The following is a 17329-nucleotide window of genomic DNA, read 5'->3' as shown; positions in this document are numbered from 1 at the left end:
CACCTCGTACACCGGCCGGTACTGCCGTCTCCTCGGCGGCCCCTGCTAGCTTCCGAAGCCGTGGACGACTCCCCTCGCCGGTACCGCCCGGCCCCCGACTTGCTGCTCCTGACCGGCAGCGCCACCGCACTGGTCGGCTATCTGATCCCCTGGTTCCGCGCCAGCCGCGTCCACCAGTGGTGGTACTCGGGCTGGAACTACCTGGAGACCGAGGGCGGCTGGACCTGGCTGGTCGTGGTGTCCCTGGTGATCGCCGTTCTCGCCGGCCTCTGGGCCGGGCGGAGCACGGCGTTCGCCAGGCTCGCGGTCGGTGCGGCGGTGGCCGGGATGTTCCTGGCCGGTGCCGTGGTCGCGGTGAGCCTGGGCGCGCTCCCGGAGCGCAGCAGCATCAACTGGGTCGGTGAGCTGCCCTTCGGGATGGGGTTGCCGCTCATGGCGGTCGGATTCGGGGCCGTCGTCGCCGGAGCGCTCGGCACCGTCCGCCGCCCGGCCGAGGGGTGACGCGCCGTCACGCCGCGGGCAGGTCCACCACCCGCGTGGCCCAGCGGTTCATCAGCGCCGGGTCGTGGGTGATGACCAGAACCCCGGCGCCCTGCCGGCGCTGGTAGTCGGTGACGACGGCGGCGACGTGTGCCTGGGTTGAGGCGTCGAGCATCGCGGTGGCCTCGTCGCAGAGCAGGTAGTCCGGCCGGTGGACCAGGGCGCGGGCGAGGCAGGCGCGTTGCAGCTGCCCGTCGCTCACCGCGTGCGGGCGGCGGGTCAGCAGGTCGGGGGTCAGTCCGACCAGGTCGGCCAGCTCCGCCGTACGGGCGGCCGCCTCGTCGCGCGGTGTGCCGGTGGCGCGCAGCGGCTCGGTGACGATGTCGGCGAGGCTGAGCCGCGGGTCGGTGGCGGCGCGCGGGCTCTGGAACAGGATCGCGACGCGGGTGCGCAGTTCCGCCGGCAGGCGGTAGCGGACGCCGCCGAGCGGTCTTCCGTCGATCGTGACGTGACCGCTGTCCGGGGCGTGCAGCAGGGCGAGGACGCGGGCGAGCGTGGACTTGCCGCTGCCCGAGGGCCCGCGCAACCCGACCGTCTCGCCGGGGGCGACGTGCAGGTCGACCCGGTCGAGGACGCGCTGCCTGCCGTACGCGACGCAGACCTGGTGCGCGGCGAGCCCGCCGGCCGGCGCGTCGCCCGGGGCGGCGGCGTCGGTCGCGCCGGGAACCGTGGCCGTCATGCCGGTGCCTCCTCGCGCAGCGGGTGGTGACAGGAGACCCGGCCCGTGCCGTCGGCGGCGAGGCGGGGCAGGGTGCCGCAGGTGTCGGTGGCGCGGGCGCAGCGTGGGGCGAAGGCACAGCCGCCGGGCAGGTCGGTGAGCCTGGGCGGGTGCCCGGGCACCGGGACGAAGGCGCGGTCGGGCAGGGCGTCGAGCAGACCGGCGGTGTACGGGTGGGCCGGGTCGTCGAACAGCGCCTCGGCCGGGCGGTGCTCGACGATACGGCTGGCGTACATCACGGCGACGGTGTCCGCGACGCGGCGCGCGGCGGTGAGGTCGTGCGTGATGAGCAGGACGGCGGCGCCGGTGTCGCAGCGGCGGCGCAGCAGGTCCAGCGTGTGGTCGACGAGCGGCCGGTCCAGGCCGGTGGTGGGTTCGTCGGCGAGCAGCACCGGCGGGTCGGGCGCGAGCGCGAGGGCGGTGGCGAGCCGCTGGGCCATGCCGCCGGACAGTTCGTGCGGGTACCGGTCCAGGTCGGCCGGGTCGAGGCCCACGTCGGCGGCGATCCGGACCGCGGCGGCGGGCGCGTCGCGGCGGGTGTGCCCGTGGGCGCGCAGCGTCTCCTCCAGCAGCTTCCGCCCGGTACGCACCGGGGTGAGCGCGGTGGCGGGGCTCTGCGGTACGAGGCCGACGCCCCGGCCGCGTATGTGCCGGGCGAGGTGCCGCTCCCCCGCGCCGATCAGGTCGGTCTCCTGGCGTCCCGGCGCGTGCAGGCGGGCCCGCCCGGTGACTACGGCGTTGCCGGGCAGCAGGCCGAGCAGGGCGTGCGCGAGGACGGACTTGCCGCACCCGGACTCGCCGACCACCGCCAGCAGCTCGCCGGGCCGTAGCGTGAGGCTCAGGTCGGTGACGGCGTGCACGACCGCGTCGCGCAGCCGGAAGCGGACGGTCAGCCCGTCGACGGCCAGCAGCGGCGAGGCGAGAGCGGTACCGGCGGGCAGCGCGGTGGTGGTCACAGTTGCAGCTCCGCTCGTACGCGCGGGTCGAGGCGGTCGCGCCAGCGGCCGGTGAGCACGGCGAGTGCCAGCGTGGCCGCCACGAGCAGGAGACCGGGAACGATGCTGGCCCACCAGGCGCCGGTGAGCAGCGACCGCTGCCCGTCGTTGATCATGTTGCCGATCGAGGCGAGGTGCGGGGGCAGGCCGAGGCCGAGGAAGGACAGCGCGGTCTCGTGCCAGACGGCGTGCGGCACCATGAGCGTGGTCGCCAGCGCCAGGCGCGGCAGCACGTGCGGCAGCAGGTGCCGGGTGAGCACCCGGACGCGCCCGGCGCCGCCGGCGATCGCGGCGTCGACGAACGGCCGGTTGCGCAGGCTGAGCAGCTCGGAGCGGACGATCCGGGCGGTGGACAGCCAGTGCGTCAGCGCGATGGAGGCGATCACCGCGCCCAGGCTGGGGCGCAGCATCGCCACGATGAAGATGCCCAGCAGCAGGTGCGGCAGCGCCGCGACGGTGTCCACGACCCGCATGAGCGCCCGGTCGACCCAGCCGCCGACGCTGCCGGCTACGGCGCCGACCACGCCACCGATGACGGCGGCGACGAGCGCGGCGACCGCGCCGACGAGCAGCGAGACGCGCAGGCCGTAGAGGCTGCGCAACGCCACGTCGCGGCCGAGGTCGTCGGTGCCGGCCAGGTGCTCCGGCGACGGCGCGAGCCGGGTACGGGAGAGGTCCACAGCACTCTGGTCCAGCGGCCACAGGACCGGGGCCAGCAGCGCGGCGGCGACGACACCGCCGAGCACGACGACGGCGACGATCGTGCCGGCGCTGCCGGTACGGCGCAGGCGCCGGACGCGCGCGGGAAGGGCGAGATCAGTCATCGAGGCGTACCCGGGGGTCGGCGGCGGCGTAGGCGAGGTCGGTGAGCAGGTTCGCGGTCAGGACCACGACGGTGGTGGCCAGGGTCGTGGCCGCGAGCAGCGGGAAGTCGGCGCCCAGCGCGGCCTCGACGGTGACCGCGCCGAGGCCGGGCAGGGAGAACACGGTCTCCACCAGCACCGCGCCGCCGACGAGTTCGGGCAGGTGCGTGCCGACCAGGGTGAGGAACGGCAGCAGCGCGGTCCGCAGCGCGTGTCCGAACAGGACGACCCGGCCCGGCAGGCCCCGGGCGCGTGCGGCCAGGACGTGGTCGTCGCGCAGGCTCTCGGCGACCGCGTCGCGGACGAACAGAACGAACCACGGCGCCTGGGAGATCGCCAGCACGGTCACCGGAAGCACCAGGTGCCGGGCCACGTCACCCGGGTCGGTGCCGGTGGCGGTGATGTCGGTGAGCCCTCCGGCGGGCAGCCAGCCGAGGCTCAGGGCGAACACGGCGATGGCCGCGAGGCCGATCCAGAACACCGGCATGGACTGCACGGCGTACGCGACGGACCGCAGCGCCCGGTCGAACCAGCCACCGCGCCGGTACGCGGCCAGCGTGCCCAACAGCACGCTCGCCACCAGCACCAGGGCCAGCGCGGTGCCGACGAGCAGCAGCGTCCAGCCGGCCCGCGCCGCAAGCACCGAGGTGACCGGCTCGTGCCGGCTCGTCGACCAGCCGAGGTCGCCGCGCAGCAGGTTGCCGATCCAGCGGGCGTACTGCACGGGCAGCGGGTCGTCGACGCCCCAGTTGGCACGGATCTGCGCGAGGTTCTCCTCGCTGGTGGTGAACGCCGCCGCGCCCGCGTACTGCTGGGCCGGGTCGATCGGGGAGGCGGCGCCGAGCGCGAACATACCCATGCTGGTCGCGGCCAGCACCGGTACGGCCACCAGCAGCCGCCGCCGGACCACCGCGCCCGCCCCGGCCAGCCGCCGCCGGCCGGTAGCGGGCGCCGTCACGACTTCTTCGTCCACGTGTGCACGTTCCACCAGATGCTGTTGGCGACGTCGTGCTCGTGCGGCTCGACCCGCGGCGTCACACCGGTCACGGTGTCCTTCAGCACGTACGTGTGCTGGAGATAGGTGAGGAACACCCACGGCATGTCGGCGGCGAGCTGCTTCTGGAACGTGGCGTACGCGGCCTTCCGGGCGGCCGAATCGGCGCTGTCCCGGCCCTTCTGCAACGCGGCGTCGGTGACCGCGGACCGGTACGAGCCCGGGTTGAAGAAGCCCTGCCCGGCGAAGGCCGAGTTGAACAGCTTGTACGAGACGAAGTCCGGATCGTACGGCGTGCCGTAGCCCATGATCAGGGCGTCGTTCTTCATCCGCGGGGTGATCGCGTCCCAGGTCAGGCCCTCCGGCGTGACAGTGATGCCGGCCTTCTTCGCGTCGGCGGTGACGGCTAGGGCCAGTTCCTTGCGCAGGCTGTCGGTGGCCGGGTACATCAGCGTGAACGCGGCCTGCCGGCCGTCCTTGACCCGGATGCCGTCCGGGCCGGGCTTCCACCCGGCGGCGTCCAGCGCGGCGGTCGCCGCGGCGGTGTCGGCGGCGGGCTCGCCGGCGACGGACGGCTCGGCGTACGGCGACGTGGGCGGCACCGGCCCGAACGCGGGCTCCCCGGCACCGCCGAGCACGCCGGTCACCATGGCCTGCCGGTCCACGGCGGCGTTCAGCGCCTTCCGGATCGCGAGGTCGCCGGTGACCGGGTTGCCCATCGGCAGCATGACGCCCCGGTAGTCGGCGGTCGGCACCTTGTGCACCCGGTAGCCGTTCCGGCTCTCGAACCCGGACGCGAGCTTCGGGGCCAGTTCCGCCGCGTCGAACTCGCCGGCGCGCATCCGCTGGGCCCGTACGTTGTCGTCGGCGACGAACGCCACCACCACGCCGGAGTTCGCCGGCTCGCCGCCCCAGTACTTCTCGTTGGCGGCTAGCACCAGCCGGTCACCCGGTGTCCAGGAGGTCACCCGGTACGGGCCGGTGCCGACCGGCTTGCGGTTGAAGGCGGCCTTGTTGACGTCCTGCCCGGCGAACGCCTTCGCCGGCACGATCCCGAGCGCCAGCCGTTGCAGGAACGGCGCGTACGCGTACTTGAGGGTGAACACCACCGTCGCCGGGTCGGGCGCGGTGACGGAGGCGAGCATGTCCAGATCGGAGCGCAGCGTCGAGTCGACAGCCGGGTCCAGCACCGCCTGGTAGGTGAACACCACGTCCGGCGCGGTCAGCGGGCTGCCGTCGTGGAACAGCACGCCCTCGCGCAGCCTGGCGGTGACCGTCTTCCCGTCCGCCGAGACCGTGGGCAGCTCACGGGCCAGGGCCGGCACCAGTTCGTTGCGGGCGTCCCGGGCGACCAGCCCGTCGAAGATCAGCGAAGCGCCGTCGACGCCGTAGTTGAGCACCGGGTTGAGCGTGTCCGGCTCCCCGGCGGTGGCGACCACCAGCGTTCCGGCGTTGTTCGCGCCGCCGGTCGACGCGGTGGGCGACGAGCACCCCGCGGCGGCGAGCAGGGCGGCGGCGAGTACCGCGGCCACCCGTACGGGCTTGGTTCTGATCGCCACCGGCAACCCCTCGAACACTCGTCTGCGGGTGGCAGCAGGGCGGGCGCTCCGGCGAGGATCGATCATCGCGTGCCCGAGCGCCCGCTACCACCACTATTCTGCAGTTGCCAACTATATGCAATAAGGGCGGGTCGATGGCAGGGCCCCGCCGGCCCCGGCGTCGCTCGCGGGGCGGCCGCCCCGCGCGCTGAATATGCTCACGAGGTGGAGGACAGCGAGCAGGCGGTGCTGGCCGGGATATTGCAGTCGGCCGAGAACGCCGCCCCCGTGGAGGCGGTCGAGGCCGTCACCGGCGTCATCGCCACGGCACTGAACGCGCTCGGCGTCTCGCTGCTGATCGCCGACCTGAGCGGCCGTGCGCTGGTCCGGCTGACGCACCGGCCGACCGGCGGCGGTCCCGGCCGGCGCCACGACGAGGAGGACGCCGAGGTCCTCCCGTTCGACGGCGGCCCCTACGAGCGCGCCCTCCGGCAGCAGGCCCCCGAGGTCGTCCCCGGCGACGGCACGTGGACCGTGCTCGCACCGGTCACCGACCGCGGCGAGGCGATCGGCCTGCTGGAGATCGACCTGCCCGACGAACCGGACGGCGACGTCGTGGCCTGGGTCGCCCGCACCGCACACCCGCTGGCGTTCGTGGTCATCGCCAACCGCAGGCACACCGACCTGTTCGAATGGGGACAGCGCACCACCCCGTTCACCCTCTCCGCCGAGATCCAGCGCCGTCTGCTGCCCGCCTCGTTCACCTGCGAGGCCGGTGCCTTCGCCCTCTCCGGCTGGCTGGAACCCGCCGCGAGCGTCGGCGGCGACACGTTCGACTACAGCCTGGCCCGGGACCTGCTGCACCTCAGCGTCACCGACGCGATGGGCCACGGCGTGGCGAGCGCGCTCACCGCCACCCTCGGCGTGGGCAGCCTGCGCAACACACGCCGGCGGGGCGCCGGCCTGGTCGCCCAGGCCGAGGAGGCCAACCGGGCCGTCGCGGAGCACGCCAACGTGCGCGGCGCCTACATCACCGCCGTGCTGGGCCGGATCGACCTCACCACGGGCCGCTGCGAACTGCTGAACGCCGGGCACGTCCCGCCGATACTGGTCCGGGAGGGCCGCGTCGTACCGGTGGAGCTGCCGGGCAACTTCCCGTTCGGGATGTTCCCCGAGGAGAGCTACCGCAGCGGGGAGCTGCCACTGCTGCCCGGCGACCGGCTGGTGGTGGTCACCGACGGCATGCGCGAGCGCAACGCCGCCGACCTCGACCTGCCCGCCGCCCTGCTCCGCCTCGCGCACCTGCATCCCCGCGAGGCGGTCCGGGCGCTGTCCGACGCGGTGCTGGAGGTCGCCGGGCCGGCGCTGACCGACGACGCCACGCTGCTCGTCGTCGACTGGTACGGCGACCACGGGCCGCGGCGCAGCACCGCCGGCGCCGACACCGCCCGCGTCAGTCCGGACGAGGAGCCCTCAGCGCACGGCCGCCGGTGAGCCGTCCTCGGCCTCCCGCACGGTGCCGAAGAGCGGGATGACGCGGTCCACCGAGGTGATCGAGAAGACGTTGCGGATCGACTGGCGGACGACGGCCAGGCCGAGCCAGCCGTCGCGCTCCCGCAGGTTCTTGTAGACGAGCACCAGCGCGCCCAGGCCGCTGGAGTCCACGAACCCGACCTGGGTCAGGTCGACGACCACCGTCCGGGCACCGGTCTCCACCACGTCGAGCAGCCGGTCGCGCAGCTGCGGCGCGGTGGCCATGTCCAGATCACCGGCGACCTCGATCACCGGGCCGACGCGCCCCTGCCTGGTCGTCACCGAGAACTCCACCACTCCCCCTCAACCGCGCGGCGACGGCATCTCTTGTCCACCGTGCCAGAAATCCGTCCCGATCGCCTCCCGCAAGCGCTCACCCGGCCGCCGGCGAGCGGCTGCAACTGCGGTAGCGCGTCGCGGGCGTGGCTGAACTACCCTCGCCGCCGTGGACACTGTGGAGATCGATGCGCCTGTCGTCGGCGTGACCGTCTACCCGGACCGCGCCCGGGTCACCCGCCGCGGCGGCGTCCGGTTGGCCGCCGGCGACCATCGGGTACGCGTCGCCCCGCTCCCGCTGGGCCTGCACCGGGACTCGATCCGGGTGGCCGGCCGGGGCGCGGTGACGGTGCTCGGGGTGGACGTGACCACGTGGCGGCAGCCCCGCAGCACCGACGCCCAGGTGGTCGAGCTGGAACGGCGGCGCCGAGGCCTGGCGGACGAGCTGGCCGAGGTCGGCGACACCGACGCGATCGAGGAGCAGCGCGGCGATTTCCTCGCCCGGCTGGCCGAGCGCGCCGGTGGCACGTACGCCCGCGCCCTGGCCGCGGGTGACGCGGCCCCGGCCGACGTCGCGACCTTCACCGACTCGGTGTCCGGTCAGCTCGCCGAGTCACGGGCCCGGCGGCGCGGGCTGGCCCGGCGGCGCACCGAGCTGGCCGAGGAACTGGCCGCCGTCGACCGGGAGCTGGACGCGGCGCGCGGCAAGCGGGAGCCGGACCGGCTGGCCGCCGAGGTGTCCGTCTCGGTGGACGCCGACGACACCGAGGTGGAGCTGGAGCTGACGTACCTGGTGGACGGCGCCCGCTGGACGCCCTCCTACGACCTGCGGCTGGTCGAGGACACCATGACTGTCACCTGGTTCGGCCTGGTCAGCCAGGGCACCGGGGAGGACTGGCCGGAGTGCGACCTCCAGCTCTCCACGGCCCGCCCGGCGGCAGCGAGCGGCGTACCCGAATTGTCGCCCTGGTATCTCGACCGGTTCCGCCCGCACCCGCCGGTGGCCGCGTCGGCCGCGTCGTTCGGCGGCATGGTGCCGCCCCCGGCGCCCGGCGCGGCGCCGGCGGGCCGTCCCCGCGCGGCGCGGTCCGCCGCGCCGGCGGTGCGGGAGAGCGTCGCCGAGGTCGAGCAGGGCGTGACGGCGGCCACCTACCGGCCCGCCCGGCCGGTGGCGGTGCCGGCCGACGGCAGCGCGCACCGGGTGACGATCGCGGTGCTGGAGCTGCCGGCCCGGCTGGACCACGTCACAGTGCCGGTGCGCGCCGCCGAGGCGCACCTGCGCGCCACGGTACGCAACACGTCGGACCACACGCTGCTGCCCGGCCCGGCGTCGGTCTTCCACGGCGCGGACTTCGTGGCGGCGACGAGGCTGACGACATGGGCGCCGGGCGAGGAGACGGAGCTGGCGCTCGGGGTGGACGACCGGCTGCGGGTGGAGCGGAAGCTGTCCCGGCGTACCGAGAGCAAGGCCGCGCTCGGGTCGACGCGGCGGCGGGAGGTGGAGTACCGGATCACGGTGGCGAACCACACGCCCCGTCCGGCCACTGTCGAGGTGCGGGACCAGCTGCCGGTGTCCCGGGACGAGGCGGTGGCGGTACGCGAGACCGCGCTGACGCCGCCGCCGGCCGAGCGTACGGAGCTGGGTGAGCTGACCTGGCGGCTGTCGCTGCCACCGGGTGAGAGCGGCGAGATCGCCCTCGGCTTCCGGGTGGAGCTGGCCAGGGGCGTCGAGCTGACCGGCTGGCGGGAGTAGCCGCACAGGCGTTAAGAAGGGCCCCTTCTTATGCAGAATGCGTTAAGAAGGGGCCCTTCCTTCAGTCTCAGACTCGACGGCGGCCGTAGAGGCCGGCGAAGACGACGACGCCGATGGCGGCGAAGCCGACCTGGAGCAGCAGCTCGATCCAGTCGATGCCGGCGGTGTCGTCGACGCCGAACGCACCGGCCACGAGCGTGCCGATGAACGCGGCGACCACACCGATGAGCAGGGTCAGCCAGATCGGGATGTTCTGCTTGCCCGGCACCACCAGGCGCCCGAGCGCACCGATGACGAGACCGATGATGAGCGCGGTGAAGAAGCCCGTGATCTCCACGAGAGGCGTCCCTTCCCTCAGATGTGTTGGCGCCTCGCTGGTTGCCCGGATCAACCACTCGGCCAAACGCGGAATCCGTTTTCGTCACACAACTGTCATGACCGACCCTGATCAGTGGTCCGAGGGCTGGCGGCGATCAGCGCTCTCCTCCGGATCCCCGGAGCCGGACCACGCGCGAACAACGGGTGGTAGCCACCCGGGCACCCTAGTGGATCACCACGGACGGCCGGCTCGGGCCGGGGCGCACCCGGCCCGCTCACAGCCAGCCACGGCGCTTGAACAGCAGGTAGAGCGCGCCGCAGACGGCCAGCATCAGGACGACCGCGAACAGGTAGCCGAACCGCCAGTCCAGCTCCGGCATGTGGGTGAAGTTCATCCCGTAGACGGTGCCGATCAGGGTGGGCGCGAACAGGATCGCCGCCCACGCGGAGACCCGTTTGATCTCCTCGTTCTGCTCGAAGCTCGCCGCGGTCAGGCTGCGCATCTCCTCGTTCTGCGCCTGTGAGACCAGAGTGGCGTTGACGGTGAGGATGTTCTGGAGCAGGTGCCGGAACCCGTCCACCCGCTCCACCACCTGGGTCAGGTGGTCGGCCACGTCGCGCAGCCGGCGGCGCAGCTCCTCGTCCGTGCCGTACCTGTCGAAGCCGTCGGTGAGCGCGTCGACCACCTTCAGCAGCGGCCGGGCGGCCCGCTGGAACTGGATCACCTCGCGGCTCAGCTCGTAGATGCGGCGGCTGGCGTTCGGGTCGCCCCCGAACACCTCGGTCTCGATCTCGTCGATGTCGTTCTCCAGCCCGGCGACCACCGGCGCGTAGCCGTCCACCACCCGGTCGAGCACGGCGTAGAGCACGGCTTCCGGGCCGAGCGCGAGCACCTCCGGTTCGGCCTCCAGCCGCCGCCGTACCCCGGCCAGGTCCGGGGTGCCGCCGTGCCGCACGGTGATGACGAATCCGGGGCCGAGGAACAGGTGCAGCTCGGCGAACTCGACCGCGTCCCGCGCGTCCAGGTAGCGGGCGGCGCGCAGCACCACGAACAGTGTGTCGCCGTAGCGTTCCAGCTTGGGGCGCTGATGGGCGTTGATCGCGTCCTCGACGGCCAGGTCGGGAAGCTGGAACTCGGCGGCCAGCGAGGCGACCTGCTCGCGGCCCGGCCGGCGCAGCCCGATCCAGGCCATCGCGTCGTCGAGCTGTTGCAGGCAGCGGAACGTGTCGGCGAGACCGGCCGGCGACGCCCGGCGTACGCCGTCGACGTAGACGCCGCTGTCGACCAGCCCGTCGGGGCGCTCGGGTTCGGCCGCGCCGGCGTCGATGGCGTGCTCGTCCAGGCGCCGGCCGAACCCCTCCGAGGACCGGTTGTCCGCCATGCCCCTCCCCGCTGCTCGGCCGGGTCGCCGAGTCCCCCGCCGGCGCACGCGCAAACGTCAGGGGCGGTAGCGGTAGCCCATGCCCGGCTCGGTGATCAGGTGGCGCGGCCGGGCCGGGTCGTCCTCCAGCTTGCGCCGCAACTGGGCCATGTACTGCCGCAGGTAGTTCGTCTCGTGGTGGTACTCCGGTCCCCACACGTCGTGCAGCAACTGGCGCTGGCTGACCAGCTTGCCCGGGTTGCGCAGCAGCTTCTCCAGCATGGCCCACTGGGTGGGGGTCAGCTTGACCTCGACGCCGTCGTCCCGGGTGACGGTCCGGTCGGCCAGGTCGACGGTGTTGCGGCCGATCCGCAGCGCGGGCACGGCGGGCGTGGCCGGGGCCAGCCGCCGGGTCACCGCCCGGATGCGGGCCAGCAACTCGTCCACCCCGAAGGGCTTGGTGACGTAGTCGTCCGCGCCCGCGTCGAGCGCGGCCACCTTGTCCTCGCTGCCGGCCCGCCCGGAGAGCACGATGATCGGCACGGCGGTCCAGCCGCGCAGGCCCCGGATGACCTCGGTGCCGTCCAGGTCGGGCAGGCCGAGGTCGAGCACCACCAGGTCCGGCGGGTGCCCGGCGGCGGCCTTGAGCGCCGCGGCGCCGCTGTCGGCCACCTCGACGTCGTAGCCCCGGGCGCGCAGGTTGATCCGCAGCGCGCGGAGGATCTGCGGCTCGTCGTCGACGACCAGGATCCGGGTCATTCCGGCGGCCCCTCCGGCTGCGTGGCGGCCGGCAGCCGCAGCACCATGGTGAGCCCGCCGCCGGGTGTGGTCTCGGGGGTGATGCTGCCACCCATCGCCTCGGCCAGTCCCCGGGACAGCGCCAGCCCCAGGCCCACCCCGGTCTGGTTGTCCCGGTCGCCGAGGCGCTGGAACGGCAGGAAGACATGCTCCCACTGGTCCTCCGGGATGCCCGGACCGGTGTCGATCACCCGAAGCTCGACCTGCCCGGCGTGTGCGCTGCCGGTGATCGCCGGCGGCCGGCCGGGCGGGCTGTGCCGCAGCGCGTTCGCCACGATGTTGACCAGCACCCGCTCCAGCAGGCCCGGGTCGGCCAGCGCCGCCGGCAGGTCGGCCGGGATGTCGGTGGTCACCTCGGCCGCCGCCGCGCCCAGTTCGTCGAGGGCCCGGGGTACGGCGTCCTCCAGCCCGATCGCGGTGGCGCTCACGCCCAGCGCGCCGGCCTGCAACCGGCTCATGTCGAGCAGGTTCGCCACCAGCCGGCCCAGCCGGTCCAGCGACTCGTCGGCGGTGGCGAGCAGCTCCTCCCGGTCGTCCGCGTCGAACTCGACGTCATGGCTGCGCAGGCTGCTCACCGCGGCCTTGGCCGACGCCAGCGGCGTACGCAGGTCGTGGCTGACGGCCGCGAGCAGCGCGGTCCGCATCCGGTCGGCGGCTGCCAGCGGGCGCGCGGTGGCGGCCTCCGCGGCCAGCCGCTCCTGGCGCAGCGCGACGGCGGCCTGAGCGGCGAACGCCTCGACCACCCGCCGGTCGGCCGCCTCCAGCCGCCGGCCGGCGAGCACCACGCTGAGCCGGTCGTCCACCGGCACCACCGTCTCGCCCGCGCTCGGGCTGCCCGGCGGCCGCTCGCCGACGCTCGCCGCCACCCGCCAGGCGTCCGCCTGCCGGGCGCGCGCCGGGCGTCCCCCGGCCTCGTCGGTCAGTTCCAGCACACTGACCGCGCGCAGCCCGAACGTCTCCCGCAACCGGTCCAGCAGCGCGGGCAACGGCCGCTCGCCGCGCAGCACGCTGCCCGCGACGGTGGCGAGGGTCTGCGCGTCGGCGGAGGCCCGGGCCGCCTCCCGGGTGCGCCGGGCCGCCACGTCGACCACCCAGCTCACCGCGATGGCGACGCCGACGAACACGCCCAGGGCGAGCAGGTTGTCCGCCTCGGCGATGGTCAGCGTCCGGTACGGCGGGGTGAAGAACCAGTTGAGCAGCAGCGAGCCGCCGAGCGCGGCGACCAGCGCGGGCCACAGGCCGCCGACCAGCGCCACGCCCACCACACCGGCGAGGAACAGCAGGATGTCGTTGGTGAGGGTGAGGTCGGGCAGCGTCCGCAGCACGAGCGTGAGCAGGGGCATGCCGAGCACCGCGAGCGCGTACCCGATCAGTCGCCGGCGCCGCGACAGGGCGGCGGGCACCGACGCGCCCCGGCGTCCGCGCCCCGCCTCGGGGTGGGTGACCAGGTGTACGTCGATCGGGCCGGACAGCGCGGTGGTGGTCACCCCGACGCCCCGGGCGAACACCTGCGCGAACCGGCCCCGGCGGCTCGCGCCGAGCACGAGCTGGGTGGCGTTGACGCCCCGGGCCAAGTCGAGCAGCGCCGCCGGGATGTCGGTGCCGAGCACCTGGTGGTACGTGCCGCCGAGGCTCTCCACCAGCACCCGCTGCCGGGCGAGTTGGGCCGGGTCGGCGCCGGCGAGCCCGTCGCTGCGGGCCACGTGCACGGCGAGCAGGTCGGCGCCCTTGCTGCGGGCGGCGATCCGGGCGGCGCGGCGGATCAGCGTCTCGCCCTCGGGGCCGCCGGTCAGGGCGACGACGACCCGTTCCCGCGCCTCCCAGGTGTCGGAGATGCCCTGCTGGGCCCGGTACGCGTCGAGCTGCTCGTCGACCTTGCCGGCCAGCCAGAGCAGCGCCAGCTCGCGCAACGCGGTGAGGTTGCCGACCCGGAAGTAGTTGCCGAGCGCGGCGTCGATCTTGTCGGGCCGGTAGATGTTGCCGTGCGCCATCCGGCGGCGCAGCGCCTCCGGCGTCATGTCCACCAGCTCGACCTGCTCGGCGGCCCGGACCACCTGGTCCGGCACGGTCTCCCGCTGGGTGGTGCCGGTGATCTGCGCGACCACGTCGTTGAGCGACTCCAGGTGCTGCACGTTGACGGTGGAGAGCACGCTGATCCCGGCGTCGAGCAGCTCCTGCACGTCCTGCCAGCGCTTGTCGTGACGGGAGCCGGGCACGTTGGTGTGGGCCAGCTCGTCCACCACGACCACCTCGGGCCGCCGGGCCAGCACCGCGTCCAGGCCCATCTCGGTGAAGTCGACGCCCCGGTAGGTCATCGACCGGCGCGGCACCACCTCCAGGTCGCCGATCATCCCGGCGGTGTGCCGGCGCCCGTGCGTCTCGACCAGGCCGATCACCACGTCGGTGCCGCGCTCGGCCCGGCGCTGGGCCTCCTCGAGCATGGCGTACGTCTTGCCGACGCCCGGAGCTGCCCCGAGATAGATCCGCAGTTCACCCCTGCCCACGACCCCCATCCTCCCCCAGTGCAAGGAAGGGCCCCCTGTTAACGCCTCGCGAGGTGGAGGGGGCCCTTCTTAACGCCTCCGTCAGCGCGCCGGGAACGCCTCGTCCAACGCGAGGTTGAGTTCCAGCACGTTCACGCCGGGCCCGCCCATGAAGCCCAGCGCCCGGCCGGTGGTGTGCTCCGCGACCAGCCGCCGCACCGCCGCCGGGTCCGCGCCACGCTCCCGCGCCACGCGGGCCACCTGGATCCGGGCGTACTCCGGGGAGATGTGCGGGTCGAGGCCGCTGCCGCTGGCGGTGACCGCGTCGGCCGGCACCGCCGGTTCGGCGGGGGCGTCGCCACGGATCGGAGTGACCAGTCCGCCGGCGGCGACGTAGTCCTCACCCGGCTTCGCCAGTTCCACCGGCACGCCCTGGTAGCTGGTGACGAACGGCGTCGCGGGAGCGACCTGGTTGACGCTCACCACGCGGGTGATCCGGCCGGTGAGACCGTCGGCGCGGAACACGGCGAGCACCGCGCCCACCCCGTCCGAGGTGCAGTACGGGAGCCGCCCGTCCACGCCGTCCAGCTCACCGACCGCCTTGCTGCGCGCGCAGACCTGGGTGAGCAGGCTCTGCGCCGAGGTCTCCTCGTCGCCGGTGAGCGTGTCCACCACGCTCTCCGGGCCGAGGTTGCTCGCCGCGGTGGAGGTCGGGTCGTAGCCGTCCCCGGCGGCCGACGGGCGGGACTGGAAGTAGCGCGGGACGGGGTTGCCGTCCGCGTCGGTGAAGGACTGGCCGAGCAGCGAGCTGCCGACGGTCTTCCCGCCGGCTGTGACGAGTGAGCCGTCCGCCTTGCCGTCGAGGCCGGGGAGCCGGCCCACGGCGACCAGGGCGAGCGGGTAGACCAGGCCGAGCAGCACGGTGAAGACGAGCACCGCGCGCAGGGCGGCCAGGTGCTGGGAGAGCCAACTGGGAAGGCGCATCACGAGATCCCTGGGACGAACTGGACGAGCAGGTCGATGAGCTTGATGCCGACGAACGGCACCACGATGCCGCCGAGGCCGTAGAGCCACAGGTTGCGGCGCAGCAGCGTCGAGGCGCTGGCCGGCCGGTAGCGCACGCCGCGCAGGGCCAGCGGGATCAACGCCACGATGACTATCGCGTTGAAGACGACGGCGGAGAGGATCGCCGACTCGGGGCTGGCCAGGCGCATGATGTTGAGCCGGTCCAGCGCGGGGTAGATGCCGGCGAACATGGCCGGGATGATCGCGAAGTACTTCGCGATGTCGTTGGCGATGCTGAACGTCGTCAGCGCGCCCCGGGTGATCAGCAACTGCTTGCCGATCTCCACGATCTCGATCAGCTTGGTCGGGTCGGAGTCGAGGTCGACCATGTTGCCGGCCTCCTTCGCGGCCGACGTGCCGGTGTTCATGGCGACGCCGACGTCCGCCTGGGCCAGCGCGGGCGCGTCGTTGGTGCCGTCGCCGGTCATGGCGACGAGCCGGCCGCCCTCCTGCTCCTTCTTGATCAGCGCGAGCTTGTCCTCCGGCGTGGCCTCGGCGAGGAAGTCGTCCACGCCCGCCTCGTCGGCGATCGCCTTCGCGGTACGCGGGTTGTCGCCGGTGATCATCACGGTCCGGATGCCCATCCGGCGCATCTCGTCGAAGCGCTCCCGCATCCCGGCCTTGACCACGTCCTTGAGGTGGATGACGCCGAGCGCCCGAGCCGGTTCACCGGCCACGTGCTCGGCCACCACGAGCGGCGTGCCGCCGGTGCCGCTGATCGCGTCGACCAGCTCACCGACCTGCTCGGTCGGGTGGCCGCCGTTCTCGCGTACCCACTTCATCACCGCGGCGGCGGCGCCCTTGCGGATGTGCCGGACGTCGCCGTCGGTGTCGAGGTCGACGCCGCTCATCCGCGTCTGCGCGGTGAACGGCACGAACGTGGCGTGCGGGATGAGGCCGGGCTCGCGCTCGCGCAGCCCGAACTCGTTCTTGGCGAGCACCACCACCGAGCGGCCCTCGGGGGTCTCGTCGGCCAGGCTGGACAGTTGCGCCGCGTCGGCGAGCGTGGCCGCGTCCACGCCGGTCACCGGCAGGAACTCGGCGGCCTGCCGGTTGCCGAGCGTGATCGTGCCGGTCTTGTCCAGCAGCAGCGTGTTGACGTCGCCCGCCGCCTCGACCGCCCGGCCGCTCATGGCGAGGACGTTGCGCTGCACGAGCCGGTCCATGCCGGCGATGCCGATCGCGGACAGCAGCGCGCCGATGGTGGTCGGGATGAGGCAGACCAGCAGCGAGACCAGGACGACGCCGGTGACGCCGGAGTCGGTGATCGCCGCGGTGTCCGGCGCGGCGGCCTGGTAGCCCTTGGCGAAGATCGCCATGGGCTGGAGCGTGACGACGGCGAGCAGGAAGATGACCGTCAGCGCGGCCAGCAGGATGTTGAGCGCGATCTCGTTCGGCGTCTTCTGCCGGTTGGCGCCCTCGACCAGCGCGATCATCCGGTCGATGAAGCTCTCGCCCGGCTTCTGCGTGATCCGGACGACGATCCGGTCGGAGAGCACCCTCGTGCCGCCGGTGACCGCGCTGCGGTCGCCGCCGGACTCCCGGATCACCGGGGCGGACTCGCCGGTGATCGCCGACTCGTCGACGCTGGCGATGCCCTCCACCACGTCGCCGTCGCCGGGGATGACCTGCCCCGCCTCGACCAGGACGACGTCGCCCTGCCGCAGTTGCGGCGCGGGCACCGCCTCGTCCCGGTACGCGTTCGCGGCGGCACCCGGCGTCCAGCCGACCAGGCGGGTGGCGATGGTGTCCTGCTTGGCCCGGCGCAGCGTGTCGGCCTGCGCCTTGCCGCGCCCCTCGGCGACCGCCTCGGCCAGGTTCGCGAAGATCACGGTGAGCCAGAGCCAGACGGTGATCGCGACCGCGAAGACCGACGGGTCGGCCACCGCGAGCACGGTGGTGAACAGCGCCCCGATCTCCACGATCAGCATCACCGGGTTACGCCAGAGCGTGCGCGGGTCGAGCTTGCGCAGCGCGTCCGGCAGCGACCGGAGCAACTGGCGAGGATCGAGCAGCCCGCCGCCGACCCGGTTGTCCCGGCGGTCGGGTGTGCCGGGTACCGGCGCGTCGGCGGTCTGAACAGGTGCGGTCATG

Annotated in this window: 15 protein-coding genes; 3 read left to right on the top strand and 12 right to left on the bottom strand. The window is 73.8% G+C overall.

Going from position 1 to position 17329, the window contains the following annotated elements; all coding sequences use genetic code 11:
- The first annotated feature begins 60 nt into the window (after positions 1-60).
- Positions 61-501: a hypothetical protein gene (locus KSK32_RS15245; protein WP_216931815.1), complete on the top strand. Its 441-nt coding sequence runs from the start codon at positions 61-63 to the stop codon at positions 499-501.
- 7 nt (positions 502-508) lie between these two features.
- On the opposite strand, the gene KSK32_RS15240 is transcribed toward KSK32_RS15245, so the two are convergent.
- The 5 genes from KSK32_RS15240 to KSK32_RS15220 are packed head-to-tail and all read right to left on the bottom strand — an operon-like array spanning position 509 to position 5669.
- Positions 509-1219 carry an ABC transporter ATP-binding protein gene (locus KSK32_RS15240; RefSeq protein WP_216931814.1) on the bottom strand — a complete coding sequence of 237 codons (711 nt, stop codon included), beginning with the start codon at positions 1217-1219 and terminating at the stop codon, positions 509-511.
- Complete coding sequence (locus KSK32_RS15235) at positions 1216-2214, bottom strand: ABC transporter ATP-binding protein (protein ID WP_216931813.1); 999 nt, start codon at positions 2212-2214, stop codon at positions 1216-1218. The genes KSK32_RS15240 and KSK32_RS15235 overlap by 4 nt, the downstream gene beginning before the upstream one ends.
- On the bottom strand, positions 2211-3077 hold the full coding sequence (locus KSK32_RS15230; RefSeq protein ID WP_216931812.1) for an ABC transporter permease: 867 nt from the start codon (positions 3075-3077) through the stop codon (positions 2211-2213). The genes KSK32_RS15235 and KSK32_RS15230 overlap by 4 nt, the downstream gene beginning before the upstream one ends.
- Complete coding sequence (locus KSK32_RS15225) at positions 3070-4089, bottom strand: ABC transporter permease (RefSeq protein ID WP_289256606.1); 1020 nt, start codon at positions 4087-4089, stop codon at positions 3070-3072. Before KSK32_RS15225 ends, KSK32_RS15230 begins: the two co-directional genes overlap by 8 nt.
- Complete coding sequence (locus KSK32_RS15220; protein WP_216931811.1) at positions 4071-5669, bottom strand: ABC transporter substrate-binding protein; 1599 nt, start codon at positions 5667-5669, stop codon at positions 4071-4073. Before KSK32_RS15220 ends, KSK32_RS15225 begins: the two co-directional genes overlap by 19 nt.
- A 204-nt stretch (positions 5670-5873) precedes the next feature.
- Between KSK32_RS15220 and KSK32_RS15215 the strand changes: the two genes are divergently transcribed.
- A complete protein-coding gene (locus KSK32_RS15215) occupies positions 5874-7142 on the top strand; it encodes a PP2C family protein-serine/threonine phosphatase (protein ID WP_216931810.1) in 1269 nt (422 codons plus the stop codon).
- Here the strand turns inward: KSK32_RS15215 and KSK32_RS15210 are convergent.
- A complete protein-coding gene (locus KSK32_RS15210; protein WP_289256605.1) occupies positions 7122-7463 on the bottom strand; it encodes an STAS domain-containing protein in 342 nt (113 codons plus the stop codon). The two genes, KSK32_RS15215 and KSK32_RS15210, sit on opposite strands and share 21 nt — an antisense overlap.
- 163 nt (positions 7464-7626) lie before the next feature.
- Between KSK32_RS15210 and KSK32_RS15205 the strand changes: the two genes are divergently transcribed.
- Positions 7627-9210, top strand: a complete 1584-nt coding sequence (locus tag KSK32_RS15205; protein ID WP_216931808.1) for a DUF4139 domain-containing protein — start codon at positions 7627-7629, stop codon at positions 9208-9210.
- Between the two features lie 67 nt (positions 9211-9277).
- On the opposite strand, the gene KSK32_RS15200 is transcribed toward KSK32_RS15205, so the two are convergent.
- The 6 genes from KSK32_RS15200 to kdpB form a co-directional block, all read right to left on the bottom strand.
- Positions 9278-9547, bottom strand: a complete 270-nt coding sequence (locus tag KSK32_RS15200) for a GlsB/YeaQ/YmgE family stress response membrane protein (RefSeq protein ID WP_216931807.1) — start codon at positions 9545-9547, stop codon at positions 9278-9280.
- Between the two features lie 256 nt (positions 9548-9803).
- Positions 9804-10910, bottom strand: coding sequence for a magnesium and cobalt transport protein CorA (locus KSK32_RS15195; protein ID WP_216931806.1), 1107 nt, complete (start codon positions 10908-10910; stop codon positions 9804-9806).
- Positions 10911-10967: 57 nt separating this feature from the next.
- Complete coding sequence (locus KSK32_RS15190) at positions 10968-11648, bottom strand: response regulator (protein WP_216931805.1); 681 nt, start codon at positions 11646-11648, stop codon at positions 10968-10970.
- On the bottom strand, positions 11645-14191 hold the full coding sequence (locus KSK32_RS15185; protein ID WP_216931804.1) for a DUF4118 domain-containing protein: 2547 nt from the start codon (positions 14189-14191) through the stop codon (positions 11645-11647). The genes KSK32_RS15190 and KSK32_RS15185 overlap by 4 nt, the downstream gene beginning before the upstream one ends.
- An 81-nt stretch (positions 14192-14272) precedes the next feature.
- The gene (locus KSK32_RS15180; RefSeq protein WP_216931803.1) at positions 14273-15154 is read right to left on the bottom strand and encodes a potassium-transporting ATPase subunit C; all 882 of its coding nucleotides are present in this window, start codon (positions 15152-15154) and stop codon (positions 14273-14275) included.
- Positions 15154-17328 (bottom strand): potassium-transporting ATPase subunit KdpB, encoded by a 2175-nt coding sequence (kdpB, locus tag KSK32_RS15175; protein ID WP_216931802.1) that lies wholly within the window; start codon positions 17326-17328, stop codon positions 15154-15156. Before kdpB ends, KSK32_RS15180 begins: the two co-directional genes overlap by 1 nt.
- Position 17329: the final 1 nt, after the last annotated feature.

Origin of the sequence: Micromonospora sp. WMMB482 (assembly GCF_019038635.1) — a bacterium.
GTDB classification, from domain to species: domain Bacteria; phylum Actinomycetota; class Actinomycetes; order Mycobacteriales; family Micromonosporaceae; genus Micromonospora; species Micromonospora marina.
The sequence above is the reverse complement of the archived record's forward strand: the minus strand, read 5'-3'. Positions and strand labels throughout refer to the sequence as shown.

What these genes read in the sequence shown, in the direction of transcription:
- KSK32_RS15195 (WP_216931806.1), bottom strand. Translation starts at nt 10,910, where the DNA reads ATGGCGGACAACCGGTCCTCGGAGGGGTTCGGCCGGCGCCTGGACGAG.
- KSK32_RS15230 (WP_216931812.1), bottom strand. Translation starts at nt 3,077, where the DNA reads ATGACTGATCTCGCCCTTCCCGCGCGCGTCCGGCGCCTGCGCCGTACC.
- KSK32_RS15240 (WP_216931814.1), bottom strand. Translation starts at nt 1,219, where the DNA reads ATGACGGCCACGGTTCCCGGCGCGACCGACGCCGCCGCCCCGGGCGAC.
- KSK32_RS15180 (WP_216931803.1), bottom strand. Translation starts at nt 15,154, where the DNA reads ATGCGCCTTCCCAGTTGGCTCTCCCAGCACCTGGCCGCCCTGCGCGCG.
- KSK32_RS15190 (WP_216931805.1), bottom strand. Translation starts at nt 11,648, where the DNA reads ATGACCCGGATCCTGGTCGTCGACGACGAGCCGCAGATCCTCCGCGCG.
- kdpB (WP_216931802.1), bottom strand. Translation starts at nt 17,328, where the DNA reads ATGACCGCACCTGTTCAGACCGCCGACGCGCCGGTACCCGGCACACCC.